Annotated in this window: 23 protein-coding genes; 18 read left to right on the top strand and 5 right to left on the bottom strand. The window is 56.0% G+C overall.

Features of this window, described 5'->3' with window-relative positions; genetic code table 11:
- Nucleotides 1-115: 115 nt before the first annotated feature.
- The 3 genes from MKY74_RS01970 to MKY74_RS01960 are packed head-to-tail and all read left to right on the top strand — an operon-like array spanning nt 116 to nt 3,076.
- Complete coding sequence (locus MKY74_RS01970; RefSeq protein WP_076172982.1) at nt 116-1,006, top strand: sugar phosphate isomerase/epimerase family protein; 891 nt, start codon at nt 116-118, stop codon at nt 1,004-1,006.
- A gap of 38 nt (nt 1,007-1,044) precedes the next feature.
- Nucleotides 1,045-1,818 carry a glucosamine-6-phosphate deaminase gene (locus MKY74_RS01965; protein WP_076172981.1) on the top strand — a complete coding sequence of 258 codons (774 nt, stop codon included), beginning with the start codon at nt 1,045-1,047 and terminating at the stop codon, nt 1,816-1,818.
- Nucleotides 1,819-1,828: 10 nt separating this feature from the next.
- On the top strand, nt 1,829-3,076 hold the full coding sequence (locus MKY74_RS01960; RefSeq protein WP_076173200.1) for an N-acetylglucosamine-6-phosphate deacetylase: 1,248 nt from the start codon (nt 1,829-1,831) through the stop codon (nt 3,074-3,076).
- A gap of 1,343 nt (nt 3,077-4,419) precedes the next feature.
- Here the strand turns inward: MKY74_RS01960 and MKY74_RS01955 are convergent.
- The gene (locus MKY74_RS01955) at nt 4,420-6,684 is read right to left on the bottom strand and encodes a helix-turn-helix domain-containing protein (RefSeq protein ID WP_076172612.1); all 2,265 of its coding nucleotides are present in this window, start codon (nt 6,682-6,684) and stop codon (nt 4,420-4,422) included.
- Between the two features lie 403 nt (nt 6,685-7,087).
- Between MKY74_RS01955 and MKY74_RS01950 the strand changes: the two genes are divergently transcribed.
- The 12 genes from MKY74_RS01950 to MKY74_RS01895 all read left to right on the top strand — a co-directional run bounded on the left by MKY74_RS01950 (nt 7,088) and on the right by MKY74_RS01895 (nt 17,952).
- On the top strand, nt 7,088-8,002 hold the full coding sequence (locus tag MKY74_RS01950; protein ID WP_144025463.1) for an ABC transporter permease: 915 nt from the start codon (nt 7,088-7,090) through the stop codon (nt 8,000-8,002).
- Nucleotides 7,996-8,886 carry a carbohydrate ABC transporter permease gene (locus tag MKY74_RS01945; RefSeq protein ID WP_076172615.1) on the top strand — a complete coding sequence of 297 codons (891 nt, stop codon included), beginning with the start codon at nt 7,996-7,998 and terminating at the stop codon, nt 8,884-8,886. Before MKY74_RS01950 ends, MKY74_RS01945 begins: the two co-directional genes overlap by 7 nt.
- Nucleotides 8,887-8,923: 37 nt before the next feature.
- On the top strand, nt 8,924-10,474 hold the full coding sequence (locus MKY74_RS01940; protein ID WP_076172618.1) for an extracellular solute-binding protein: 1,551 nt from the start codon (nt 8,924-8,926) through the stop codon (nt 10,472-10,474).
- A 240-nt stretch (nt 10,475-10,714) separates the two neighbouring features.
- Nucleotides 10,715-11,059 carry a GIY-YIG nuclease family protein gene (locus MKY74_RS01935; protein ID WP_076172621.1) on the top strand — a complete coding sequence of 115 codons (345 nt, stop codon included), beginning with the start codon at nt 10,715-10,717 and terminating at the stop codon, nt 11,057-11,059.
- 2 nt (nt 11,060-11,061) lie between these two features.
- Nucleotides 11,062-11,541 carry a DUF6530 family protein gene (locus MKY74_RS01930; RefSeq protein ID WP_076172624.1) on the top strand — a complete coding sequence of 160 codons (480 nt, stop codon included), beginning with the start codon at nt 11,062-11,064 and terminating at the stop codon, nt 11,539-11,541.
- A gap of 155 nt (nt 11,542-11,696) precedes the next feature.
- Nucleotides 11,697-13,025, top strand: coding sequence for an MATE family efflux transporter (locus MKY74_RS01925; RefSeq protein WP_244169330.1), 1,329 nt, complete (start codon nt 11,697-11,699; stop codon nt 13,023-13,025).
- A gap of 51 nt (nt 13,026-13,076) precedes the next feature.
- Entirely contained in the window at nt 13,077-13,460 is a 384-nt protein-coding gene (locus tag MKY74_RS01920; RefSeq protein WP_076172626.1) for a hypothetical protein, read from the top strand.
- Nucleotides 13,461-13,646: 186 nt separating this feature from the next.
- Nucleotides 13,647-14,042: a VOC family protein gene (locus MKY74_RS01915; protein ID WP_076172943.1), complete on the top strand. Its 396-nt coding sequence runs from the start codon at nt 13,647-13,649 to the stop codon at nt 14,040-14,042.
- Between the two features lie 325 nt (nt 14,043-14,367).
- Nucleotides 14,368-15,744: an FAD-dependent oxidoreductase gene (locus MKY74_RS01910; protein ID WP_076172944.1), complete on the top strand. Its 1,377-nt coding sequence runs from the start codon at nt 14,368-14,370 to the stop codon at nt 15,742-15,744.
- A 93-nt stretch (nt 15,745-15,837) separates the two neighbouring features.
- Nucleotides 15,838-16,875 carry a zinc-binding alcohol dehydrogenase family protein gene (locus MKY74_RS01905; RefSeq protein ID WP_076172631.1) on the top strand — a complete coding sequence of 346 codons (1,038 nt, stop codon included), beginning with the start codon at nt 15,838-15,840 and terminating at the stop codon, nt 16,873-16,875.
- Between the two features lie 105 nt (nt 16,876-16,980).
- Nucleotides 16,981-17,424, top strand: coding sequence for a winged helix-turn-helix transcriptional regulator (locus MKY74_RS01900; protein WP_076172945.1), 444 nt, complete (start codon nt 16,981-16,983; stop codon nt 17,422-17,424).
- 81 nt (nt 17,425-17,505) lie between these two features.
- On the top strand, nt 17,506-17,952 hold the full coding sequence (locus tag MKY74_RS01895; RefSeq protein WP_076172633.1) for a Dps family protein: 447 nt from the start codon (nt 17,506-17,508) through the stop codon (nt 17,950-17,952).
- An 18-nt stretch (nt 17,953-17,970) separates the two neighbouring features.
- Here the strand turns inward: MKY74_RS01895 and MKY74_RS01890 are convergent, their stop codons facing one another.
- Together MKY74_RS01890 and MKY74_RS01885 are read right to left on the bottom strand one after the other, a co-directional pair.
- Complete coding sequence (locus tag MKY74_RS01890; RefSeq protein ID WP_076172636.1) at nt 17,971-20,040, bottom strand: HelD family protein; 2,070 nt, start codon at nt 20,038-20,040, stop codon at nt 17,971-17,973.
- 170 nt (nt 20,041-20,210) lie between these two features.
- Complete coding sequence (locus MKY74_RS01885) at nt 20,211-21,218, bottom strand: helix-turn-helix transcriptional regulator (protein ID WP_076172639.1); 1,008 nt, start codon at nt 21,216-21,218, stop codon at nt 20,211-20,213.
- Nucleotides 21,219-21,348: 130 nt separating this feature from the next.
- Between MKY74_RS01885 and MKY74_RS01880 the strand changes: the two genes are divergently transcribed.
- Entirely contained in the window at nt 21,349-21,756 is a 408-nt protein-coding gene (locus MKY74_RS01880) for a nuclear transport factor 2 family protein (RefSeq protein WP_244169320.1), read from the top strand.
- A gap of 82 nt (nt 21,757-21,838) precedes the next feature.
- On the opposite strand, the gene MKY74_RS01875 is transcribed toward MKY74_RS01880, so the two are convergent.
- Complete coding sequence (locus tag MKY74_RS01875) at nt 21,839-22,438, bottom strand: TetR/AcrR family transcriptional regulator (RefSeq protein WP_076172642.1); 600 nt, start codon at nt 22,436-22,438, stop codon at nt 21,839-21,841.
- Nucleotides 22,439-22,602: 164 nt separating this feature from the next.
- Here MKY74_RS01875 and MKY74_RS01870 point away from each other — a divergent pair, with 164 nt between their 5' ends.
- A complete protein-coding gene (locus MKY74_RS01870; protein WP_076172644.1) occupies nt 22,603-24,267 on the top strand; it encodes an MFS transporter in 1,665 nt (554 codons plus the stop codon).
- A 190-nt stretch (nt 24,268-24,457) separates the two neighbouring features.
- On the opposite strand, the gene MKY74_RS01865 is transcribed toward MKY74_RS01870, so the two are convergent.
- The gene (locus tag MKY74_RS01865; protein ID WP_076172647.1) at nt 24,458-25,711 is read right to left on the bottom strand and encodes a peptidase; all 1,254 of its coding nucleotides are present in this window, start codon (nt 25,709-25,711) and stop codon (nt 24,458-24,460) included.
- Nucleotides 25,712-25,934: 223 nt separating this feature from the next.
- Between MKY74_RS01865 and MKY74_RS01860 the strand changes: the two genes are divergently transcribed.
- Nucleotides 25,935-26,399, top strand: coding sequence for a GlcG/HbpS family heme-binding protein (locus MKY74_RS01860; protein ID WP_076172650.1), 465 nt, complete (start codon nt 25,935-25,937; stop codon nt 26,397-26,399).
- Nucleotides 26,400-26,496: the final 97 nt, after the last annotated feature.

Here is a 26,496-nt window from a genome sequence, read left to right as displayed (position 1 = left end):
ATGAATCGAACCCTGGGAGTCTATAACGGGTTATCTGAAACATGCAAGAAGATTTGCAATGATCTGATTTTGCATAGACGACGAATGATGGTGATGAAAGGAGGGGAAGGGCGACATGAATGCGGCTTTTCAACTGGGCGTCATTACCGACGAAATCTCCCAGGACATCGCCGATGCGATCCGCATTGCCCACAGATACGGGCTGGCCGCGCTGGAACTGCGTTCCGTGGACGGAGAGCAGCTGTATCGGCTGAGCGATTCGCGCATAGAGGAGATCGGTGCAACGATCCGGGCGGCTGGCCTGAAGGTCAGCGGCTTATCTGCCCCGGTGTTTAAATGCAATCTCCGGAATGCGGAAGAAGTAGCCGAACACCGGGGAATTTTGACCCGTTATGCGGAATTGGCGCAGCGGCTCGGCACCCGGCATGTCCGCGGCTTCAGCTTCTGGGCCGAGGGCCCGCTGGAGGAGGCATTCGACGATATTGTCCGGGAATTAAAGGGCGTGGTGCCGGTCCTGGAGCAGCATGGCGTCATTTACGCGCTGGAAGCGGATCCGGCGGTCTACGCCTCCAATGCGGCTAAAGCAGCAGCTCTGATCCGGGCGGTGGATTCGCCTTATGTTCAAGGATTGTATGACCCGGGCAACGACCTGTGGGATCCGGACCAGGAGGTCCCTTATCCTGACGGCTATGATGCTTTGGAGGGGCGGATTTGCCACATCCATCTGAAGGATGCGGTGAAGCAGGGAGATCATACCGAAGCGGTGGCGATCGGAAAAGGTCAGGTGGATTACGCCGGCCTGCTGCGCCGCCTGGTGGAAGAGGGGTATGACGGCTATTTGGTGGTCGAAACCCACTACAGGCTTCAGTCGAGCCTGACGGAAGAGCAGCTCAAGCGCCCGGCCGGATATGCTTTTTCCGAGGGAGGGGAAGAGGCGACGATCGACTGCCTGAATTCCTTGTTTGAGTTGCTGGAGCGGAGCTCCATTTCAATTAGCAAGCAATAAGCAAGAGCGGTTCGTAAATTAATGGAGGAGGAATGATCATGCCCAGTCCCCGTTTGGCGGAGAAAAAGTGGTGGAAGGACCGTCTTCAGGTCCGGCAGTACGCGTCGAGAGACGAGATGGGAAGAGCGGCGGCAGCCGATGTCTCCCAAGCAATGAAGGCGATCCTGGCGGACCGGGGCAGCTTGCGGATCGTGTTTGCCGCGGCTCCGTCGCAGAACGAGCTGCTGGACTACCTCGCAGCGGATAAAGATATCGAGTGGAGCAAGGTGACCGCGTTTCACATGGACGAATATATCGGACTGGACGACGATGCTCCCCAGCGGTTCAGCACTTTTCTGGATACCCGGCTGTTCTCCCGGGTCCGCCCGGGAACCGTCCACCTGATCGACGGCTCCGCCGATCCCGCCGCGGAGTGCGAACGGTATGCGGCGCTGCTGCAGGAGGCCCCGATCGATATCGTCTGCCTCGGCATCGGGGAGAACGGCCATTTAGCTTTTAACGATCCGCCGGTAGCCGATTTCAACGACCCGAAGACGGTAAAAATCGTCGAGCTCGACGACATGTGCCGGGAACAGCAGGTTCGGGACGGCTGCTTTGACCGGTTCCGGGAGGTGCCTGAAACCGCAATGACGCTGACGATCCCTACACTGCTCTCCGGCGGCCGCCTGTTCTGCATCGTGCCGGGCCCGACGAAGCGCAGCGCGGTGACGCAGACGCTGGAGGGACCGATCACGACCGCCTGCCCGGCCTCCATTTTGCGGGAGCATCCGAACTGTACGTTATACCTGGATCGGGATTCGTATGGAGGCTGACCGCCGCGGCATGGAACCTACGGCAGCAGGCGGCCGTGACGCCCTGACCCGGCTGGAGGGCATTCATGCCCTGACCGGGGAGCATATCCGGCTCACCCTGGCAGGCGGGCTGATTGCCGGGTACGAAGTGCTCGGGACACCGGAGGAGGCGGAGATCCGGCGGGTTGCCGGGGCACAGGGGGGCGGGCAGGAGCTGCCCCTCATCGGACCCGGACTGGTGGACCTGCAGATTAACGGGTACGCGTGGCTGGATCTCAACACCCATCCGCTGCAGGCGGACACCGTCCGGCAGTTAAACGAGAGGCTGTGGGCGGAAGGCGTCACCTCGTATTTGCCCACGCTGATTACGAACAGCGATGAAGCGCTGCGCAGCGGACTCGGCACGATTGCCGAAGTGTGCGAAACGGACCCCAATCACAATATGGCGGGAATTCACCTGGAGGGGCCGTTTATCTCCCCGGAAGACGGGCCGAGAGGGGCCCATGACGCCCAGTATGTCAGGGCGCCGGATTGGGGATTGTTCCAGTCCTGGCAGGAGGCTGCCGGAGGGCGGATTCGGATCGTTACGGTATCGCCGGAGTGGCCGGAGGCCGTGGATTTTATCGAGCGGTGCACGGGCAGCGGCGTGCTGGTCTCGATCGGCCACACTGCGGCCAACTCGGCCCAGATCCAGGCGGCCGTTCAAGCCGGCGCGCGCATGTCCACGCATCTGGGCAACGGCGCCCACCCGGTGCTGCCCCGCCACCCGAATTACATATGGGATCAGCTGGCGGAGGAGCCCTTGTGGGCGAGCGTGATTGCGGACGGCTTTCACCTGCCGGACGCTTTTCTCCGCGTCGCCGCCAAGGTGAAGGGCGAGCGGCTGATCCTGGTCAGCGATGCCGTCAGCTTCGGCGGGATGCCGCCCGGCACGTACGACACGCACATCGGCGGCCGCGTCACGCTGACGCCGGCAGGGCGGCTGCACCTGGCTGGGCAGCCCGCGCTGCTTGCGGGCTCGGCGCTACCCATGACCGCCGGCATCGCGCACCTCGCGGGGCGGGGCATCGCCAGCCTCGGCGAGGCATGGGCGATGGCCTCGGTGCGCCCCGCGGGCCTGCTGGGCCTGCCCGCGGCCAAGGGCCTTGCGCCCGGCGCGCCCGCGGACGTGGCGCTCTTCACGAAGGATGCGGCGGGCATCCGCATCCTTCGCACCTATAAGCGCGGGCAGCTGAAGTACGACGCCCGCGATGCGCAAGACGCCGGCACCATGGGATGACGCCCGCACGGTGCAAGCTCTCCATCGCCACACGATAGCTCCAGCATCACGCGCCGTAGCCTCTCTCTATACGATAACGCCCGCAGGATGCACGCTGTTGCTCTCTCTACACGATGCTGTCCACACGATGCGCGCAGCTCTCTACACGATGACGCTCGCACAATACGCGCTGCTCTCTCTACACCATAACGCCTGCACGATGTGTGCGGCTCTCTCTACCTGATGACACCCGCGCGATACGCGATGCACTGCTCCACACGATATACCCACACCACACATCGCGGCCATCTCCACCCGATGACGTTCGCACCATGGGTCATGGCCATCTCTTCCCGAAGATGTACTCACCTCGCACCATACCCCTAGTCCACGCACCACGCACGCATCGCAGGCCAATACTCAGCCCCAAGCTTAGCGAGGGCTGAACCAAAACATGAACCCCCACCCGGATACGCAGACCGGGTGGGGGTTTTACTTACCCACATGTGATGGCAGCAGGCCCTGCTGAAGTTCGGCGGCCGTTCATGCCATTAATCTTTATGCACCGTAACTCCGACCTCGACCCAGCAGAGTGGGCGGAATCGATCTGGAGAAGCGAAGCGGCCGCCTTTGTCTTGTCCAGCCCCAAGCTTAGCGCGGGCTGAACCAAAACATAACCCCCACCCGGATACGCAGACCGGGTGGGGGTTTTTACTTTACCCACATGTGATGGCGGCAGGCCCTGCTGAAGTTCGGCGGCCGTTCATGCCATTAATCTTTATGCACCGTAACTCCAACCTCGACCCAGCGGAGTGGGCGTAATCGATCTGGAGAAGCGAAGCGGTCGCCTTTGTCTTATCCAGCCCCAAGCTTAGCGAGGGCTGAACCAAAACATGAACCCCCACCCGGATACGCAGACCGGGTGGGGGTTTTTACTTTACCCACATGTGATGGCGGCAGGCCCTGCTGAAGTTCGACGGCCGTTCATGCCATTAATCTTTAGCACCGTAACTCCAACCTCGACCCAGCGGAGTGGGCGGAATCGATCTGGAGAAGCGAAGCGGTCGCCTTTGTCTTTGGATTTCACCCTTGGTATGTTTCCGGTCAAGAAATCCAAAGACAACAGCGATCGGAAGAACGATCCGTACACGGAGCGTCACTCGAGCGCCAAGAACCACGAAGCATCAGCAAGCATTATGCCAACGGAGCGTCCACACGAGCACCCGAAGTAACATGAAGCATCAATGCCAACGGAGCGTCCACTCGAGCGCCGAGGTACCACGAAGCATCAGCAAGCATCAATGCCAACGAAGCGTCGACTCGAGCACCCGAAGTACCGGACGCCTGCCCGCCATCACTCCCCCCTACGATGCATATTTGCGCCGATACTCCCCAGGCGTAATCCCCGCATGGCGCTTGAACATGCGGATGAACGAGTTCACATTGCGGTAGCCGACCCGGGCCGCCACGTCCTGGATGCGCAGATCCAGGTTCTGCAGCAGCTCCTTGGCGGTCCGGATGCGCAGGTCGTTCAGATAGTCGCTGAAATTGACGCCCGTCTTCTCCTTGAAGTACGTCGACAGATAACCGGACGTAATGTTCAGCTTGTCGGCCATCATGTCGAGGTTGATGTCCTCGTCCAGATGCGTGCACATATACTCCGTCACGAACGATGTGATCGGATCATGCTCTTCCGTCTTGCGCCGGATGCCCTGCAGCACAGGGTGCAGCAGGTCAGCGAACCAGCGCTCGTACTGCGCCCGGCAGTAGAAGCGCCGGGTCTCCTCGAGCGCCGGGCGGCCGCCGGCATCGGCCGATGCGGCCGCGGGAAGCTGGCGCAGCGCTTTATCCAGCTCGCCCGCCACATCTTTGGCGAACTGCCGGTAGTCGCTGGCCACCGCCTGCTTCTTCTCGAGCTGGTCCAGGCTGCGCCGGACCCACTCCTGCATGCCTTCCTCACTGCCGCTCATCAGGCGGGTCTGGAACTCCTGCTCCCACATCGCTTTGAGGTAGCGCTCGCCTCGCGCTCCGCCGTCAGGGGCGTCCGGCCGAATCCACTGCGTTTCATCCACCAGGCGGCGCAGCTTCAGCACCTCCTGGACCTGCTCATACGCAGCCGTGAAGTCCGCCCCCGCCGGCTGAACGGCTCCATGGGCCATCGTGACGAGATAGCTGTCGCGGTCCACGGAGAACACCTGCAGCAGCCGCTGCATGTATGGGGTGAGATCCGCTTCCGGATCGGGCAGGAACAGCAGCGTCAGGATCTGATGGGGCTCGGTCTGGATCGTGACGGCATCGGGAAAAGCCTGACGCCATACATTGTCGACGTACACGCGGAGGTAATAAGAGCCTTTACCCGTTTTCTGCTGATAATGCTCGAAGGCATCCTTAAACAGCACCTGGTAGACCACCACCACGTAAGGCAGGCTCGTATCGGTCAGCTCCTGGATCTCCTTCAGGTTCATATGGATGTTCTTCAGCTTGTTGGTGTAGGCGTAATGCCGGAGCATGGAGTTTTTGCGTGCCAGATCGCGCGAAATGCTTTGGTGGGAGATGCGCATGTGGTGCATCTTTCGCGTGATCAGCTCGATTTCGCGAACGGGCTCGTTATCCGTGCCGCTGCCGGTGTCGGTCTCGTAGCCCTTCAGTTCGTCGACGATGAGCCGAATCGGCTGGTGCATGCGTCGGCTGAACAGGAAGGTGAGCACGATCAGGACGCCGACGATGGCGAGCAGCGACAGCAGGATCAGGTTCAGATTGAGGAGCTGGCCGGAAATGCTCTGGACCGGAACCCGGCTGACATAGGTGAAGCCCGTGCCGGCCCCCTTTTTATAAAAATAATAGTAATCCTTCGTTTGCATATAGGAACGGCCCGGGTCAAACGAAGTGACGAGACCCGAATTGATGTCGGCCGACGTCTGGTAGAGCGGCTGCCCGTCAGCATTCAAAATATAAAACTGGTCGCTGATCGACACATGCAGGTCCTGCGTCAGCTTTTGGGCATCGATCATGACGATGAAGTACATGTCGCGGTAAGGCATCATTTTAATGATCATGGGCATCAGCACGCCTTTGGACACGGTGTGGCCCGCCGTGTTCTCGGTAAAGGCGGCAGCCGGAAACACGCGGTAGGCGTACGATTCGTCAAACTGTCGGTCCCAAAACTCCGGCGGGTAGGAAGGGCTAATGTAATACGTGCTAAACATCGCTTTTGCGCCGCTTGTCCCGTCCTTCTCAATGACGTAGGCGTCGCTGCGGAAGTCAATGATGAGGTTGTCAATATAAAGGAAGGGATTCGTGTACAGCTGCTTCATCTCGGCAATGACGTCGTTGACGTAGCCGTAAGCCTTGTTGACTCTCGCATGCCGGAGCAAATTGATGTGGGTCGCCCAGAGGCTGTTCTGGTTCAGACCGAGCACCATTTCCCGGGTCAGCCGAAAATGATCCTCATAGCCCTCCACCGCGTGATTAATGCTCAGCTCGTTGTACTTGACGATCTCCTGGTGGATCTGGCGTTTTAAATAGAAGAAGGAAACCAGGTTGAAGGCGGCAAGAAGCAAGATGACGGCCAGAAATCCAAGCAGCAATTTTGTGAAAAGCGTCGTATACCCCAGTTTTTTCGTCAGCATGAGTGACATCTCTTGAACACCTCCGGCAATGTGCGCTCTGTTACCTATATAGATTGAACTAAAGTTTTGCATTGAACTTCCTGTTATAACGGCCCAATAGAGGTCTAGAACATTCCTTTCTTTAGTTCAATCTATGTATATCATAAGATTTATTTTCGCGTTCAAACAATATTCACCTTTTCGGGTATCTCTACAATCTTCCGGCTGACCCCGGAAAAAGGGGATATCCTCACAAACGTGCAGATTTATTTATGGAGAAGCGTTCAAGTATGATTCGGGTACAGGGTTTCACGGCCCATGACCAAAGAGGGAGGTGCGCATGTGGGTGAAACAAGCACAATCGGAAGTGTCGGGAATCGTTGAAGCAGGCCTGCCGGGCCTGAACGTAAAACGCCGCAGCGGCATGACCATGCAGAGCAGGCTGAAGCGGGCCTGGAGACGAAGCAAATACTTATGGCTGCTGTTTCTCCCGTGCCTGCTGTATTACGCGATTTTTAAGTATGCACCGATGTTCGGCCTCGTGATTACATTCAAAAACTACAACGTGTTCAAGGGCATTTGGGCGAGCGAGTGGGTGGGCTTCAAGTATTACCGGATGTTTTTCGAGAACCCGGATTTCTGGGTGCTGATGAAAAACACGGTGCTGCTCGGCGTTTACAAGCTGGTCTTCGGCTTCCCGGCGCCCATCATTCTGGCCCTGCTGCTGAACGAAGTCCGGAATGCCGTGTTCAAAAAATGGGTGCAGACCGTCAGCTATCTTCCGCATTTCATTTCCAACGTCATCGTGGCCAGCATGGTGATCATGTTCCTGTCCCCGAATGGGGGGATCATCAATGAGCTGATTACCGCGCTTGGCGGCAAGCCGGTCAACTTCATGATGGAGCCGGGATGGTTCCGGCCGGTCTATGTCCTGTCGGAAATCTGGCAGCACATCGGATGGGAGACGATCATTTTCCTGGCGGCGCTGACTGCGGTCGATCCGCAGCTGTATGAAGCGGCCAGCATCGACGGGGCGAACCGGTGGCGGAAGCTGTGGCATGTGACGCTGCCCGGCATTGCCCCAACCATCATGATCATCCTGATCCTCGATATCGGGAAGGTGCTTGAGATCGGCTTCGAGAAAATATTTCTGATGTATAACCCGGCCATTTACGATACGGCGGACATCATCAGCACCTATGTGTACCGGGTCGGGATGGAGCAGGGGAACTTCAGCTATGCCTCTTCCATCGATCTGTTCATGGGGGTCATCAGCTTCATCTTTATTTTTTCGGCCAACTTTATCAGCCGCAGACTGGGGGGAACCAGCCTATGGTAAGTGCAGGGGAGGTGCGCGGCCGCCGCAGGATCAGCCTGTTTACCATCGTCAATACGCTGATTCTGCTCGGTGTCGCCGCCGTGACGCTGTATCCGTTCGTTTACATGCTTGCGGTTTCGCTCAGCGGGGACGTGTACGTCATGAAGGGAGAGGTCACGCTGTGGCCGAAAGGCTTTAATCTCCGGATGTACGATCTGGTGCTGGGAGACCCAAAAATTTGGTCGGCCTACCGGAACACGATCATCTACACCGTGCTGGGCACGGCGATTGCGATGATCATTACGTCCATGGGCGCTTATGCGCTGTCCCGCAGCGACATGACGTTTCACAAGGGCTTTACGCTATTGATCGTGTTTACGATGTTCTTCAGCGGGGGCATGATCCCGACGTTTCTGGTGGTCCGCTCGCTCGGGCTGGTCGATACGATCTGGGGCATGGTGCTCCCGGGAGCGGTCAGCACGTGGAATCTCATTCTGATGCGGACGTTCTTCAGCGGCATTCCGAAGGAGCTGGAGGAATCGGGGCGGATCGACGGGCTGAACGACATCGGCATCTTCTTCCGCATCATCGTGCCGTTATCCAAGCCGGTGTTTGCTACGATTTCATTGTTCTATGCGGTAGGCATCTGGAATAACTTCATGAATCCGCTGCTGTATTTACGCAATCCCGACCTGTTCCCGCTTCAGGTCATCCTCCGCAATCTGGTGCTTGCCGGAAGCGTCAGCTCCGGGCAGGTGACGCAGATCGGCGGGGACAACATGGTGGTCGAGGATTCGCTGAAGTTTGCGACGATCATGGTATCCACCATTCCGATCCTGATCATATATCCGTTCGTCCAGAAATATTTTGTGAAAGGATCGATGATCGGCGCGGTGAAGGGATAACTGTGATGTTCCAATTTTGATCAAAGGGGCGAAACGAATGAAGAAAAGAAAGATCGCTTCAGCGCTGCTGGCCGCACTGCTGATCGTCATTGCCGCAGCCGGATGCACCAGCGGGAAGAAGGAAGAGACGAGTACGACACCAAATGCCGGAACCGGGGGACAGAAGGAGACGGTCACCTTAACGGCTCTCCTTGACAACAATGCGACCTTCCCGTACAGCAAGGATTGGCCGATCTGGAAGTGGATTCAGGAGAAAACCGGGGTCACGCTGAACGTGCAGACGCCTTCGGGCAAGCTGAGCGACACGCTGAACCTCGTCATGGCCTCGGCCAATCTCCCGGACCTCATGTATATGTCGAGCCGCAGGGACTCCAACAAATACGGGGACCAGGGCGCGCTGGAAAACATTTTGGACCATGTCGACCAAATGCCGAACCTGAAAAAGTGGATGGAGCAGTATCCGGAGGAAGCCAAGGCCGCGCTGTCTGCGGACGGCAAAATGTATATGTTCCCGAACCAGGGCTTTGGGGAGACGAACCGGATGATCTGGCTGTACCGCGAGGATGTGTTCAAGAAAAACGGACTGCAGCCGCCTAAGACTTATGAGGAGCTGCACCAGGTACTGAAAAAGCTGAAGCAGCTGTACCCGGACAGCTATCCGCTGTCGATGCGCTTCGGGCAAATTCCGGATGAGATGTACGCCAACCTGACGACCAACTTCGATACGGGCACGGACGTGTATTACGATTTTGACGACAACAAGTGGAAGTTCGGACCGACCGAGGACAACTACAAGAAAATGGTGGAGATGTGGCATACCTTCTACGAGGAAGGGCTGATTCCGCCGGATTTCCTGTCGATCCAGACGAAGCAGTGGCAGGACGTCATGTCCACGGGCCAATCCTTTGTGACAATCGATTACATCAGCCGCGTCGACTTCTTCAACAACGCGATGCGCAAGGATAATCCGGAGTACAGCCTGCAGTTCATGGCGCCGCCGGCCGGACTGCCGGGCATGAAACAGCTGAATCCGTATTTCCACTATCTTGAGGGCGGTCTGACCGTTGCCTCGAGCTCCAAGCATAAAGACGAAATTATGAAGTACATGGACTTTTTCTACAGTGAAGATGGGCGAAACTTAAGCAGCTGGGGCAAGGAAGGCGAGACTTATACGGTGGAAAACGGGGAAAAGAAATTTAAGCCGGAGTATACCGACGTGACGGAAATGCGGAAGCAGACCGGTCTGCAGACGAGCGGCACGTACACGTGGATCGACTTTAACGCGCACCTGTCGCTGTTCTCGGACGATTTGAAGAAGGCCTATGAGGAAGCGGCCAAATACGATCCGCCGGCGATGCAGCCGAAACCGGCCTTTACCGACGCGGAGAACGAGGTGCTGTCGGTGACCGGGCAGGCTGTGAAGAAATACCGCGAAGAGAATTTCTCCAAGTTCGTCCTGGGCACGCGGAAATTAAGCGAGTGGGATAAATATGTGGAGGAAATCAACGGCCTCGGCGTCCAAAAGCTGATCGACACCTATACGGCGGCGCAGCAGCGGGTGGAGCAGGCGAAGCTGGAAAATAAATAGGAAGGCGCGAGGCTGCGCCGATTCTCTGAGGCACCTGGCTAACGGCCGGGTGCTTTTTTTCTGCATTTGAATGCAATGCAATTTCCCTATCGCAAAAGGGCGGATGCCGATATTCCATCCCTAAGGTTTTCCAAATTCCTTGACAGGATACAATATCTGTAATATAAATGATCTAGTTATTTAGTAAATTACTGATTTAGTAAATTACTAAATATTAATCGGGAAAGTGAGATGAATCGGATGGATAAAAGCCGCAGGGCAGAGCTGATCGCCCAATACAAAGAAATGAAACCCCAAATGGGCGTATATATGCTCAAGTGTGTCCCTTCCGGACGCATCTATCTGGGTTTTACGCAAGATATGAAGAGCATGCTGAACCGGCATCAGTTTATGTTGAAATCTGGCCTGCACAAATGCAAGGAGCTGCAGCGGGAATGGAACGAATACGGGGAGAGCCAGTTTGAAGTGAAGGTTGTGGACACGCTCGCCTACGACAAGGATGAGTCCAAAACCGACTATACGGAGGACCTGGAGCTCCTGCGCGACATCTGGAAAGATAAATTAGAAAATGTGGAGATGATCTAACCATGAGGATCCCAACAACGTTAAAACATAAACCGGTCATCGTTTCCGAGAATTACGAAAACATCGACGGCAGAAAGGCGTACAGCACGGATGCCAAGGGATTGTCCCTGGGCCTTGCCCAGTGGAACGAGCGCGGAAAGGTGGACATTTCCGCCAAGGTATGGCGTTATACCGGCGAGAAGTGGTCGCGCCAATCCGAAGAGCTTCCGATGCATCGGGTGCTGGATCTGGCCATTCTGATCCTGCGCAGCAGCGCTTACTTCAGCGAGGCGTACCGCTATCCCAAGCTGTATGACCCGGAAGAGGCGACCATCGACCGGGTAGGGGTGCAGGGGGACGCCATGGAAGTGGCGGTATGCACGGACAATCCGATGATCGACGAGGATATCAAGCTGTTTGCCCAAGCGCTGAACGAAGACGGCGAGCTGCTGGGTGAGCGGTTCCGCATTTTGTCCCGCCTGCTCAAGGACATGGGATATTGAATGAGCATGCGGAAACCTTTCAAATGGATGATCATTAAAGGAGATGGTTTTACATGAGTTCTACCGAGCAAGGTTTAAAAGGCGCCTCCGGTGCCGTGCCATCCGAGAGGCCGGGGCCGGGTGCTCCCGAGAAGAAGGATACGGTACTGCGGGCCATGATCGCCTTCCTTATCCCCCTTATTCTGAGCAACGCCCTGCAGTCCGTCGGCCAGCTGGTCGGCAGCATCGTCGTGGGGCGCTGGATCGGGGTTGAGGCACTGGCAGCGATATCCGCGTTTTTCCCGTTATTTTTTCTGGTCATATCCTTTGTGATCGGGATCGGCTCGGGCAGTGCCATTCTGATCGGCCAGGCTTACGGTGCCCGCAACGAGGAGAAGCTTAAGGCGGTCGTCGGCACGACGCTGACCTTCACGGTCATCCTCGGCATCGTCCTGGCGGTGCTGGGGGGCATCTTTACCGAGGACATTTTGCTTCTGATCGGAACCCCGTCCAACATCATCGACATTTCCGTACATTATGCCCGCATCATGTTCTGGAGCCTGCCGTTTTTGTTCCTGTATGCAGTCTATACGACATTTATGCGCGGAACGGGCGATTCGAAAACGCCGTTTTATTTTCTGATCGTCAGTACGGCGCTGAACCTGATTCTGCTGCCCGTGCTGATCTTCGGCTGGATCGGGCTGCCCAAGCTCGGCCTGTACGGCGCGGCTTACGCGAATCTCGTCTCCACGATCGTGACCTTTATCGCGATGCTCTGGTATCTTCGCTGGAAGAAGCACCCGCTGCAGTTCGACGCTTCGGTGCGGAGGCACCTGAGGATGGACCGGGAAATGCTGAAGCTGCTGCTTCGTCTCGGCATTCCGTCCAGTATCAGCATGATTCTGGTGTCGCTGTCCGAGATAGCGGTCATTATTTTCGTCAACCGGTTCGGGTCCGACGCAACTGCGGCCTACGGCGCGGGGAACCAGGTGGCGAGCTACGTCCAGATGCCGGCGATCAGCCTGGGCATGACCGTATCGGTGCTGGGAGCGCAGTCGATCGGGGCCGGTCAGCTGGACCGGCTGAAACAGGTCATCCGCGTGGGCATTATGCTCAACTATATCATTGGGGCCATCATCATTATCCCGGTGTACCTGTTTTCGGAGCATATTTTGTCCTGGTTCATTACGAGCGGCGATACGCTGGACATCGCCCACCGGCTGCTCATGATCACGCTGTGGAGCTACCTTATCTTCGGCCATACGCAAATTTACGGGGCGACGATGCGGTCCAGCGGCACGGTGCTGTGGCCGACGGTCTTCAACATCGTGTCGATCTGGTGCGTAGAGGTCCCTGTGGCCTATGTGCTCTCGTACCACACAAGCCTTGACATCGAAGGCATTTGGATCGGGTATCCGGCGGCGTTCATTGCCAGCTTCATTCTGGTGTACAGCTACTACCGCTTCTCATGGAAAAAGAAGCAGATTACGCGGCTCGTTCACTAGCAGGGAGTACTTCAGAACTGCGGAACCTGGAATAACCAAGGGGGGACCGACATGAAGGGGAAAAGGCTAGCGTTATCGCTGATCATCGCTTTTGTGGCTGCGTACATCGGATTTGGGGCTTGGATCGCCCATGATACGAAACGGATATTGGTGGCAGCCATGAGCGGGGATCCGGGCTATACCGAATACATGGATGAGGCTGTCTATCATGACATCCATCCGGTCCAGCGAGGCATGACGGACAAGGATTATGCGTATGACCCCGCCGTTCACGACATCGGCTTCGTCTTTCCGCTGCATTTCTTCGGCGTATCTCTGGCTTATGTGACCCAGCAGTATACCGGTGAGCATTTCGGGTTCAGGGAGCCGGTCCGGCTGACACTGCAACTCAAATCCGGCAAATGGTATGCGACCGGTGCATCCATTCAACCTTAAAAATAAATCAGATGGTTAACTATAATTGAAGGGCTGCTCGAACGGGGCGAAGATGACCGTGGAAGCAGCTCTTTTTTTGTATTAAAAAATTTTTTGAATATTTTTTTGCTTCCGTGTCGATTTCGCCGACATGCATTCGTCGAATTAATGTAAAGACAAAAAACAGGTGAAAGGTTGTTGAACAATATGGGAGCACAAATGAACGCTTATCTGATGTCGGTGGATGCAAGAAGCCAGGCGAATTACTATATCGAGGCCCTCGGCGGAGAAATCCAGTTTGTCAGTACATACGGAGACGCGCCCGGAGCGCCTGAGGCGATGAAGGATAAAGTGATGCACTTGGCGGTAACGGTGGCGGGAACGAATCCGTTGATGCTGTCCGACGCGTTTGAACCGGTTTCGTATAACCGCAGCGTCAGCCTTTCTTTAACATATACCGATGAGGCGGAAGCCAGAGCGGCCTATGCCAAGCTGAGTGAGGGCGGAGAAAGCAAGTATCCTTTTGCCCTTCAGCCATGGGGCGCTTATTATGGTGAGGTCATTGACCGGTTCGGTGTAACGTGGATGATCACGAAATTGTAATGGCGGGAACGAAACCCGGCAAATATAACGATGGGAAGCAGCAGATAAAGCAGTTCAAGGAAGGCAGCCGCCATGAGGATCGGCTGTCTTTTTTTGCTGCAGTGAACAGCCGGGAACCGTTGATCAACCGGCCCTTCGTTAAGGGAACGAATGGGTTCCAAAAGCCAAAAAGAAAGTTTTTTTAAATTAGTGGGTTGTAAAAACTAACTAAGTATTGTATTATGACTTACATAGAAACGAGCACAACTGGTGAGCGCTCAGCAAAGCAGATCATGACGCGAAAAAAACAAGTAAGAGCTTCATTCGAGAAGGGATGGATCATCCGATGATCAAGGAAACGTTCGATGCGTTAATTATCGGCTTTGGCAAAGGCGGAAAAACGTTGGCCCCCTTTCTGGCCGAGCAGGGATTGAAAGTCGCCGTCGTGGAAAAGTCACCTCTGATGTATGGCGGAACCTGCATCAATATCGGCTGCATTCCCACAAAGGCGCTGGCCTATCAGTCGCATATCGTTTCGCAGGAGGAAGGGAACGGTCCGGAGTCCCGGCAGGCGAAGTATGCGCGCGCCCTTCAGGAGAAAGATGAGCTGGTTACCCTGCTGCGCGGCAAGAACTTCAATAACCTGAACAGCCATCCGGGGATCACGGTATTGACCGGGACGGCTTCGTTCCAATCCCCGCACGAGGTTCGGGTGGAAACGGAAGCTGGGAGCATTCTCGCCGAGGCCGAGCGGATTTTCATCAACACGGGGGCAAAGCCGGTCCTTCCCGACATTCCCGGGATTGACGGAGCTCATGTCTATACGAGCACGGAAATGCTGGACTTGGCGAAGCTGCCTTCCCGGTTGGCCATCATCGGCGGCGGCTATATCGGTCTGGAATTCGCCTCCATCTATGCAGGCTTCGGCTCAGAGGTGACTGTTCTTGAGAATGGCGGCGTATTTATGCCGAGAGAGGACCGGGAAATTGCCGAAGAGGTCAAAAAGGTGCTGGAGGCCAAGGGCATCCGCTTCCGGCTGCAGACCAAGGTGTCCCGGATTGCGGAACAAGGGGAATCCGTTCAGCTGCTGCTGTCCACGCCTGACGGTGAGGACACATTCCAAGCGGATGCCGTACTGGTCGCCACCGGAAGACAGGCCAATACGGACGGGCTGAATCTTGAAGCCGCAGGCGTTGAAGTGACGGGGCGAGGTTTCGTCCGGGTCGACGAGACGCTTCAGACCACTGTGCCGCATATCTGGGCGATCGGCGACGTGAACGGCGGTCCGCAGTTTACGTACATTTCGCTGGACGACTACCGGATTCTCAAGAATCAATTGTTCGGCGACCGGACGCGTACGACCGGCGACCGGCGATTCGTTCCTTACTCCGTGTTTATCGATCCTCCGCTGGCCCAAGTCGGGTATACGGAACAAGAGGCGCTGAAGCGGGGGCACACTGTGAAAACGGCAAAATTACCTGTTACCGCATCGACGAGGGCACGCCAGCTGAAACAGACCGAAGGTCTGCTGAAGGCGGTCGTCGACGCCGAAACGGACCGTCTGCTCGGGTTCACCATGTTCGGTGCGGAGTCCAGCGAGGTTGTGAACATCGTGTCCGTGTTCATGCAGTCCGGGCAGCCGTACTCCGTACTCCGCGATACCATTTTTACGCATCCGTCGATGGCGGAGACGATTAACGACTTGCTCGGCGCGATCCAGTGAGCTCTTCTACGAGCTCATCGCTTACATATTGACGGACACAGCGCCACTTAAGATTTAACACCATAAATCACATGTATAAGGGAGAGAACAACCATGACGAAAGTAAAAGAGACGATGAAAGCCGTAGGCCTGTATAAGTATTTACCGATTGATCATCAAGAAAGCCTGATTGACGTCGAGCTGGAAAAGCCGGTGCCAACAGGCAAGGATTTGCTGGTGAAAGTCCAAGCCATCTCGGTGAATCCTGTCGATTATAAAGTCCGTTCGCCTAAAGACCGCGTGGAAAGCGTACCGAAAGTGCTTGGATGGGACGTCGCGGGCGTCGTCGAGCAGGTAGGTCCGGATGTGACGTTGTTTAAGCCGGGCGATGAAGTGTACTATGCCGGCAGCATTACGCGTCCTGGCGGCAACAGCGAATTTCATCTGGTGGACGAACGCATTGTAGGCAAGAAGCCATCGACGCTGGATTTTGCACAAGCGGCGGCGCTGCCGTTAACGACCATTACAGCCTGGGAAAGCTTGTACGACCGGCTTGGAGTCTCCAAGAACCAGGCGGACAACACCGGCAAAACCATCCTGATTATCGGAGCAGCCGGCGGGGTCGGATCGATTGCGACACAGCTCTCCAAATATTCCGGCCTGACGGTCATCGGCACGGCTTCCCGCCCGGAATCGGCCGATTGGGTGAAAGGGCTGGGGGCGGACCACGTCATCAACCATTTTGAAGCGTTCCTGCCGCAGCTTAAGGCGGTCGGCATCGAGCAGGTCGATTACATCCTCTGCTTGAACAGCACGGAGAAGCATTGGGCGAACATGGCGGAAGCGATCGCGCCGCAAGGCAAGATCTGCTCGATCGTGGAGACGGATGAACTGCTCAACCTGACCCTGCTCAAGAATAAAAGCGTCACGTTCGTATGGGAGCTCATGTTTACCCGTTCCACGTACCAAACGCCGGATATGATCGAGCAGCACAAGCTGCTGGACGAAGTCGCACGCCTCGTGGACGAGGGCGTCATCCGGACCACTACAAGCGAGACGCTGACACCAATCAATGCCGCCAATCTTCGCAAGGCCCATGCTCTGCTGGAGACCGGCCGTACGGTGGGCAAGGTCGTACTGGAAGGATTCTGACGGGAGCCGAGCGGGGGCCGGTTTGCGTGAAGCGGTCATTTGTGGCACTGTAGGATTAGAAGGCAGTACCACATTTAAGGCAAAGAGACACGGGGGGTCATGGATATGCCGAAGAATATTTACAACCTGGATTGCAACATTGCGCAAACATTGAACATCGTTGGCGATCGATGGTCTTTGATGATCATACATGAAATTTTGGTCGGTAAAAAAACGTTCAACGAGATCAAACAGGGGCTGGCGACGATCTCTGCGAATGTGTTATCCGAGCGGCTCAGACAGCTGGAGGAGGATGGGCTGATCGTATCCAACCTGTACTCCGCGCATCCTCCGCGGTATGAGTATGAATTGACGGAAAGCGGACGGGATATGGAAATGATCTTTCATGCTTTTATCCTGTGGGGAGAGAAGCACCTGGATAAATGCTATAAAAGCCTGAAGCATACCGCCTGCGGCCACGAAGTCGAGCTCCGCCATTATTGCCCGCACTGCGAATCGAACGTGGATGACATTACCGTTGTCCCCGTAGAAGACGCCAAGCAGCCGTAACGAACGGCCGCCGCAAAAGCTTCTTAGTCAGCCGGATCGCCTAAGGCGGTCCATTACATATAAAGAAGGGATGGATGACAAATGGCAAACACGACAATCACGCTGGAACAGGTATTGAATCAGCAGGTGGCGAACTTCAGCATTCTTTACGTTAAAATCCATAACTACCATTGGTACGTAAAAGGGGAACAGTTCTTCACGCTCCACGCGAAGTTCGAAGAGCTGTACAACGACATTACGCAAAAAGCGGACGACATCGCCGAACGCCTCCTGACGATCAAGGGAAGACCGGCCGCGACGATCAAAGAATATCTTGAAATCGGCACGGTAACGGAAGCCACGGGAAAAGAGGATGCGCGCGGTATGGTGCAGTCGCTTATCCATGACTTCGCTGTAGTCAGCAAGGAACTGCAGGACGGGATCCGTTTGGCGGAAGACGCCGGCGACCATCCGACGGCAGATATGCTGATCGGGATGCAGGCGGACCTCGACAAGCACGTCTGGATGCTGGAATCTTATCTTGGATAAAAAGGAAGAGCCCGGGGGCTAAAGCTCCCCGGGCTCTTTTAATAACGTCGTCCGTTCCCCGCTGTGCGTCAGCGTCAGCTTATGCATCGCCCGGGTGCAGGCGATATAGAGCAGCGATCGGTCCATCTCGTTCCGGTAGACTTCGCTGTTCACGAAAGGAACGATCACCTCATCGAACTCCAGGCCTTTCGCCAGATGGGCGGACGTGACGATGATGCCCTCGCGGAACTCCTCGCTTTCGAAATCCAGCAGATACAGGTTGTCAAACGCATCCCTCAGGCTTTGATAGACCTCGTCTGCCTGAGCTTTCGTTTTGCAGACGATCCCCATGGAACGCGACTCGGAATGCACAAATTCTCGGAGGACAGACCGGATGCGCTCCATTTCCTCCTCCCCGTCTGCGCAGGCAACCATCCGCGGCAGCTCGCCGTGCCGTTCAATGGGTACGACGCTGCTGTTGTCTTTGAGCTGCTGGGCAAAGGTCGTTATTTCATAGGTGGACCGGTAGCTCTTTAACAGCTCTACCGTATCCGCGTTCGGGAACACCTTTTTGATCTCTGTAAGCGAAGAAGAGGAGTAGGGATTGACGGATTGGCCGGCATCGCCGAGGATCGTCTTGCGGCAGTTGAACAGTTTGGATAGGACGGCGTACTGGATGGGCGTGTAGTCCTGCATTTCGTCGACGATCAGATGCTTGACGAAATCAAATGGCGCCGTTCCTTCCCAGTACATTTTAAGGTAGACGAGGGGAAAGACATCCGAATATTCCAGCTTCTTCGGCCCTGCCATGCGAAGCAGATCCGGTCTGCCCAGCCAGTCGTAAAAATCCTTGTACAGCGCCAGCAGGGTGGAGGCACGGAACATTTTTTTAACGGCCGCCTTGATTTTGCGAATCCGGGGTGCGGACAACCTCTGTCCATCCTCGTCCCTGAGGTTTGCCGCCGCCTGGTTTGCGGCCCGCTCGAGCCTGGACTGTACGGGCATCCGGCGGGTGCCGTCATAGATGGCTCGCAGCTCTGCGGCAGAAATCTGCAGTCCGTCGACCTGCACATCCTCCGGCGCAAAATATTGCTGCTCTGCATAAGCGATAAACTCATCCAGCTTCCGGATGAAGTCGGCAGTCGCCTTAAACCGGATGCGTTCGACCATGCCCGGGTCTTCTTGGTCCATCAACACGGTGACCTGCTCGTAGAACGTCTGGAAGCCGGCGATCCCTTTGAGCTCCGCTTCCGCCAGCTCCTCGAGGCGCATTTCCATCATATTTTCTTCACCAAGCTCAGGCAGAACGCTCGAAATATAATCGGAGAACACGTTGTTCGGCGAGATGATCAGCACGTTTCTTGACGTCAGCGTCTCCTTGTAGCGGTACAGCAGGAAGGCGATACGGTGCAGGGCGACCGACGTTTTTCCGGAACCGGCCACGCCTTGAATGATGAGCTCATCGGAGGTTTCATTGCGGATGATGACGTTCTGCTCCTTTTGAATCGTGGCGACGATGTTTTTCATCTTTTCGTCCGATGTGCTGCTGAGCTCCTTCTGAAGGACGTCGTCGTCGATGTTGATCGAGCTTTCGATCATATATTCCATGCGGCCGTCCCTGATTTTGTACTGCCGCTTCACCGTCAGCTCGCCCTCGATCCGCCCCAGCGGAGCTAGGAAATAGGCAGGCCCGACGCCGAAATCGTAAAACATGCTGGCGACCGGCGAGCGCCAGTCATAAATCAGATTCGTATGCCCGTCCGACCCGGCAAAGGAATGAATCCCGATATAATAGGCATCGGCTTCTTTTAGGCCATTTTCCCGAAAGTCTACCCTGCCGAAATAAGGAGACTGGTACAGCTTGTGCAGCTTCCGCTCCTTGTCGATCGCTTTCTCACCCGAGTCGATCTGAAGCGAGATGTCGACCTTGTTCGCGGCCCGCTCCGCGGGATCCAGCTGGGAAATGTTTTCCCACATATATTTTTTCGCCTCGATGACGTCGCGGTAGGAAGCGGATATTTTCCCGCGGATGTCTTCCAGCGCCTGTCCCAGCTTGTCTGTCATCGCTTCGGCATAACGCCTTTCATCGGCTTCGCTTTGGTTCAACATCTTAGACCCTCCCTGTGAAAGAATAAGTCTAAGTATAGAAAAAATCCGCCAAAAATATAGACTTATACTTCCGGCTGTAGTATTATAACTTGCACGTGGGTCCAGAAATACTTATACGGCACCACTTTACAGTACCAAAGTAATTAATGGGATAAACTACAGCCAGGTCCTTAAGGGGCCTGGCTTTTTGGTATGTCCGTTACCTGCCTGGATTCAGATTCCGGAATGCTCTCCGCGTACTGCCGCTGCATGGCGGCCAGCCGGCCGTTAACCCATTCCCGGGCTTCGGGAGGCTCTATAATGACCGCTTCGGGCCCCAACATCCAGACCATATCGGCAAAGAACGCCACGTCCTTCCGGGGAATGGATATGCCGATCCTGCCGCTGCCATCGGGCTCGCATTCGATATGAGGCTGAAGCCGGCCGTTCCCCTCCAGCATTCGGACGCCTTCCGGAGTCAGTCGGACGATGAAGTCGGTCTTCGGCGCCTTCTTCAATTCCTCCTCATTCCAGTTAAACACCGTTTTCTCATCAACCTCGTCAAGGCAGCAGACCTCTTCATTCAGCACGGCTGAGCGGATACGGTCCGCCCGGAACAGGCGATAAGCTTTACGGGTAAAGCAGTAGGCAGGGCAGTACCAGTATCCTTGGTCCGAGTAGAGGCCGATCGGCTGAATGACTCTTTCGTCCGCGGATGTGCCGGATTGATAGACAATGGTTGCGGCGCTGCGAATCATAACCGCCTGCAGCAGCACTTCCAGACACTCGGCAGACATGCTGCGCCGGGGGCTCCAAATCGCCATTTTACCGGTTAAGCGGCTGATTCTCTCTTTCAGGTCCGGCGGGAGATAGTGATAGAACTTGTCGAGGGCGGAAGCGGCCGCTTTACCGAACGGGACGGAGCCAAAATAAGCCAGCGATTGGGAGGCGAAGAACAAGGCGGTCGCTTCGCTTTCGGTAAAAGCGATCGCGGGCAGCAGCCGCTCGTTTAACAGGCGGAAACCGCCGCCCCGTCCTTGGACGGAGTACACGGGGATGCCCAGCTCGCCAAGCTCGATGAGGTCCCTGGATATGGTCCGCTGGGACACGCCCAGCTCATCCGCAAGCTCGCGGAGAGTGAAGTTTTTCTTAGCATTGACGAGCATGATAAGCCGGATCAACCGCTGGGATTTATACATCGGCGTCCCGTCCTTTCATTTTTTTCTCAAGTGTATCACAAAAACAAGACAGTACCTGTCGTGTTTAAACGATATAATGAGTTCATAAGATTTGGAAAGGCATAATCAACCCTATAGAGGAGGATGCTGTATGGAACCAATGGAAAAGGGAAACGAGCGCAGTCTGCAGGCGTTTCATGCATTTCGCCGGGCGATTGAGGAAGGGGATACGGGGGCGTTTGAAGCGCTGGTGACCTCTGATTTTGGTTTTATCGTCCCGATCCCTTTTGAGGAATGGCAAGGAGAGCAGAGGGGAACCGGGAGGTTCCGGGAATTGGTCGAGCTTGAACGGGCAAGCATGAGTGCCAAACTAACGCCGGTCATCTGCGTAGAGCAGGAGGATACCGGGATCGTTATCTTTCAAGCGGAGGGGATCTTTAACGAAATGCCGTACACGAATGAGCTGGTAATCGTGTTCCGTTTCGAGCAGGAACGGATCCGCTCCTTCCGGGAGTATGTGGGCGTCACTTCCCACCTGCTTGCGATAGCGAAGTCGTAAGGCATGAAAACGGGCAAGGCCGGGAATAAGCACGAAGAGTGCCCTCGGTCTTGCCCGCATGTTTGCTGCCCGCGGCGCCATGTTATTCGGTTATCCGGCGGGACGGAGTGGGCTCATCAAACTGCCGGTTGATCAGCACTTGGCAGGCGTTCAGAAAATACTCGGCATGGTAATACCCCTTATCCATGTAGGCACTCATCATGGCGCCTTCCTTCAGCAGCTGAAGCTGGTAAGTGAGCTGAACCGGGTCGCGGGCGCCGGCCCGGCGGGCAATATCCTCAACATTTTTCCAAAGGGAGGAGCGGTGTGTCATGGCTGCCTGGTGTCCGGGATGGTCCTCATCCGGAAACTCGACGATGGCGTTCATAAAAGGACAGCCGCGGAACTTGGAACTCTTCATTCGTTCAACCAATTCCTCCAGGAGGGCGTAGAGCTGTTCCTTTGGCGAATCGGAGAACTGCCGCTTTATTTCTTCATATGCTTCCATCCTGGTCTTGGAATGCAGCTCCAAATAGGCCACGACCAAATGGTCCTTGGTCGGAAAGTTGCGGTAAAAGCTGGCCTTTGCGACCCCCGATTCCTCAATGATCCGGTCGATCCCCACGGCACGCACGCCTTCGCTATAAAATAAATCGGACGCCACCTTCAGTATCCGTTCTTTGGCGGATTCCTTCTTGGTCATTCTAATCACCTGTTCCTAAAATAAGGTAAATTCGCTGTTGACATGAGACAGATCTGTCTGTATCATACGATTATCAAACGAGACAGATCTGTCTCATTTATTTTAATGGCTGATTCCGGCTGCTGTCAAATATCCGGATCCGCCAGAGGAGGATGAAGCAAGCGATGAACCAACCGGTCAATTCCATTCCCGCGCCTCTTGCGCAGGCGGCGGCTGAGCCGCGCCAGAGGCCGCGTTTAATGCTGGCGGTGATGCTGCTGTCCGTATTTATGGCCGTAGCGAACATTTTTATCATCAATGTGGCAACCCCTTCGATTCAGCGGGGGCTTCACGCCGATTTCTACGGCGTACAGTTCGTCGTTTCGGCCTACACCTTGTCCTATGCCGTGGCCTTGATTATCGGCGGGCGGCTGGGCGACCGGTACGGACGGCGGAAGATGCTCCTGATCGGCGTGGCCGGCTTTACATTAACATCCTTGTTATGCGGCATTTCGGGCAGTGTCGGTGTGCTTACGGCCATCCGCGTGCTTCAAGGCTTTAGTGCGGCGCTGATATCGCCGCAGGTGCTGTCCCTTATTCAGGCGCAGTACCCGCCGGAGAAGAGGGGAATGATCTTCGGGCTGTATGGTGCAGCCCAGGGATTGGCCGCTTCGACCGGCCAGCTGATCGGCGGTTTGCTGCTCGGCTGGAATCCGTGGCATCTCGACTGGCGGCTGGTCTTTTTCTTCAGCGTCCCGATCGGATTGATCATCCTGGCGATGGCTCCGTTCGTTCCGGAATCGAGGGATTCGGACCGCTCGCGGATGGACTGGTTCGGTGCGGCCGTGGCGGCGGCAGGACTGCTCCTCCTCGTGTATCCGCTGGTCCAGGGGCAGAAGGAGGGGTGGCCGGCGCTGCTCGTCATCAGCCTGATTCTGTCCGGCCCTGTCCTCGCCGTATTCGTATGGACGCAGCGTAGGCTGCTTGCCAAAGGGCGCCGGCCGTTTATGAACGTGAGGCTGTTCGGACAGAAAGCATTCAGCTTGGGCCTGGCCGTGATCTTTCTCATGATGACCGCTCAAGCCGCCTTCTTTCTGATCACGGCCTATTTGCTGCAAATGGGGCATGGATTCAGTGCCCTGAAATCCGGATTGATCATCCTGCCCATGGGCATCGGGTATTTTCTGGCCTCGCTGTTGTCCCCGAAGCTGGCGGGCAAAATTGGAGCCCACGTCCTTACGGTCGGTTCGGTGCTGACCACCGTCGGCTATTTCGCGGTCGCGCTGACGATCTGGGCCACCGGATGGTCGCCGAATGTATGGTTCTGGCTGCCGGCTCTGGTCCTGCTGGGCATAGGCCAAGGCTTTATCGCCGCGCCGCTGACCAATGTGGTGCTGTCCAAGGTAGAGAAGCAGGATATCGGGTCGGGCTCCGGCATTTTGACGACGGGGATGCAGCTCGCCTCTGCCATCGGTATCGGCCTCATCGGCATTGTCTGGATGAGCTCATTAAGCCATTATGCCAATCAGGCGGAGGCGCGGACCGAGCTTGAGCTGCGGCAGCATCTGACATCCTACGCCTTGTCGGAGGAGCAGGGGCAGACGGCGCTGGCCAGGCTGCGCGATTGCTTCCCGGCAGCGGCCGGTCAGGCACAGGCGGCTCCCGGCGCATGCAAGGTTACCGCTTCCGCTGCCGGGGGTGCCGAGAGACTGGTGGCGGACGGCGTATCGCAGTCGAATGCGCGCAGCTACACGAGCGCTTTTATCCTCAGCATGACGGTGCTCGGATTCTACACGATGCTGATCATTCCGATGACGGTCGCGCTAGCCGGGAGAAAGCGAAAGAGATGAAGGCGCAGTGGACGATCCGGCAAGGGCTTCAAGATCGTCCGAGGCTCGCCAATTATCGGATGAACGGGTCCCGCCCGTGAATCCGGCAGCCCTAAGGTATAACATTCTTATCTCCCAAAAAACCCTGCCGATTCTTCAGGAGAATCGGCAGGGTTTGGGCGCTTTTATGCAAGCTGCGTATACGTTGATATTACTTAGGCTGTACCGTATCGGCGTCCGACGTCACAATGATCGCTTCGGCACTCGTGATGCCGGGAATCGATTTGGTCATGATCGGAGAATGATAGGCGATAATTTTGGTGCCCGGGAGAAGCTTGGTATCGCCGCCCATCGTAGGGATGACCGGCGTATCTTTCGAGATGTTCAGAATGACGTCGTTGTCGGTGGAATCATCGGACCCTACGTTTACATAGACCTGATCGGCTGAAGCGCGGTCTGATGCTTTAACGGTACCTTCAATTTTGACCGTTTCCGCTTTCTTCACCACGATTTTGCCGGCATGCGTTTGGGCCGGATAAATCATCGTCATGATATCGCTGTAGTAAGCGTCCACGCGGATATCCGCCTTCAGGGCATCCTTGGTCAGCGCCTTGCCGTCTTCGTCGACGATTTGGGTTTTGTCATCGACGGAGAGGATGACGTAGTTGACGCCGCCCTTGTCATGCGCCTTGCCGACGACCGTCACTTTGCCGTCCGCCGTATTGGTGACGATGCCGTCTGTGCCGGCTTTGAGTTCCTGATCCGTTTTGCCGGATTCACCGCTCCCGGTGTCTTCCGTGTTCACGATCACATAATTCGTTCCGGCTTGAGGCGGCAGGCTCATGGCCACTTCAGGACCATAGAAAGCGCGGATGCTCGTTCCCTCTTTAATGTCGCCGCTGGTCAGCGCCTTGCCGTCCTGGCTGAGGATGGTGGCTTTATCGGCCAGGTGCAGAAGAATCGTGTCCTCATTAGAGGTGTAAATATCGGTTCCTTTGACCAGGATGCCGTTCTCTCTCACTTCCGTTACGGTACCGTCAATGGCTGTAAAGCTCTTGTCCTGAACGACAAGCGTCAGCGCCGTGCCGCGGGCCGGAAGGCTTTTCGTAATATTCGGACCGTAGAACGCCTTCACGACTTTTTTCTCATCGATCACGGTTTTCAGGGGAACGCTTTTCCCGCGGGCATCGACGATTTTGGTCTCCGGCGTGATGGCCAGGGCGATCTGGCTTTGATCGCTTGGAGCCAGCCCCCGTCCCGTAACCGTAACGGATTTGCCGGTCTTGTCGTTCACGAAGTTCGTGATTTGTCCCCATGTGGCAGGAACCACTTTGGCCTCATTTTGAACCTGGCCTTGTCCGCTTTGAGCGGCTGCGGGCGGAACTTCCTGGGCGCTGGCCGCAACCGGAACGGCTGCCAGAGCGAAAATTGATGCGGTTGCCAATACTTTGTAAATTTTGTTCATCTGTCATTTTCCTCCTCTATATGGCGTTCTTGCGAGTGCGGATCGGAATGTTTCACCGTGCATGCAATTGGTAAATGATGCTTGCTCTTCATAGTTCCTGACGAGGCGGTCATGCCAAATGTTGCACATTGCAGGCAAATTCACAGCGTTCTCCGTCCAATAACACGCTTATGGGCTGGCGGCCATACAATGGGGAAAGAACATTGAAGCTGGAGGTAGCCTGATCATGAAAATGATGCTGGATCTTGCCAAAATGCTGCTCGAAGCAGCCGAGAAAAAAGCTAAGGAAATGGGGCTTGCAGAGGACATCGCCATCGTGGACGACGGCGCGAACCTGGTCGCCTTTCACCGGATGGACCATGCCCGGATCGGGGGCATCGATATCGCCCAGAACAAAGCCTGGACCAGCGTGGCCCTGCAGATGCCGACCTCGAATCTGACCAGAACGGCTCAGCCCGGGCAGCCATCCTTCGGGATCAATACGACGAATCAGGGCAGGGTGGTCATCCTGGGGGGAGGAATCCCGTTAAAAGCAGGCGATTTCATCATTGGGGGCATCGGGGTCAGCGGAGGGACGAGCGAGCAGGATATTCAGGTGGCGGAGGCCGCCGTGCAGGCTTTTGAGCGCTGGATGCAGCGGTCGGACCTTCGGAGCATCTCGTTTCGGATTGGATCGAATCCGTCGTAAAGGCTGCTCTCGCAGCACGGCTGGAATCGATGACAAGAAAAAAACCCTCCATCCGGCCTGCATGTAAGGCGGTTGGAGGGCTTTGGCTTAACTAGTA

This window comes from Paenibacillus sp. FSL R5-0378, from assembly GCF_038009285.1.
Taxonomy (GTDB): Bacteria; Bacillota; Bacilli; order Paenibacillales; family Paenibacillaceae; genus Paenibacillus_AQ; species Paenibacillus_AQ favisporus.
This window is presented reverse-complemented; position numbering and strand designations above follow the sequence as displayed.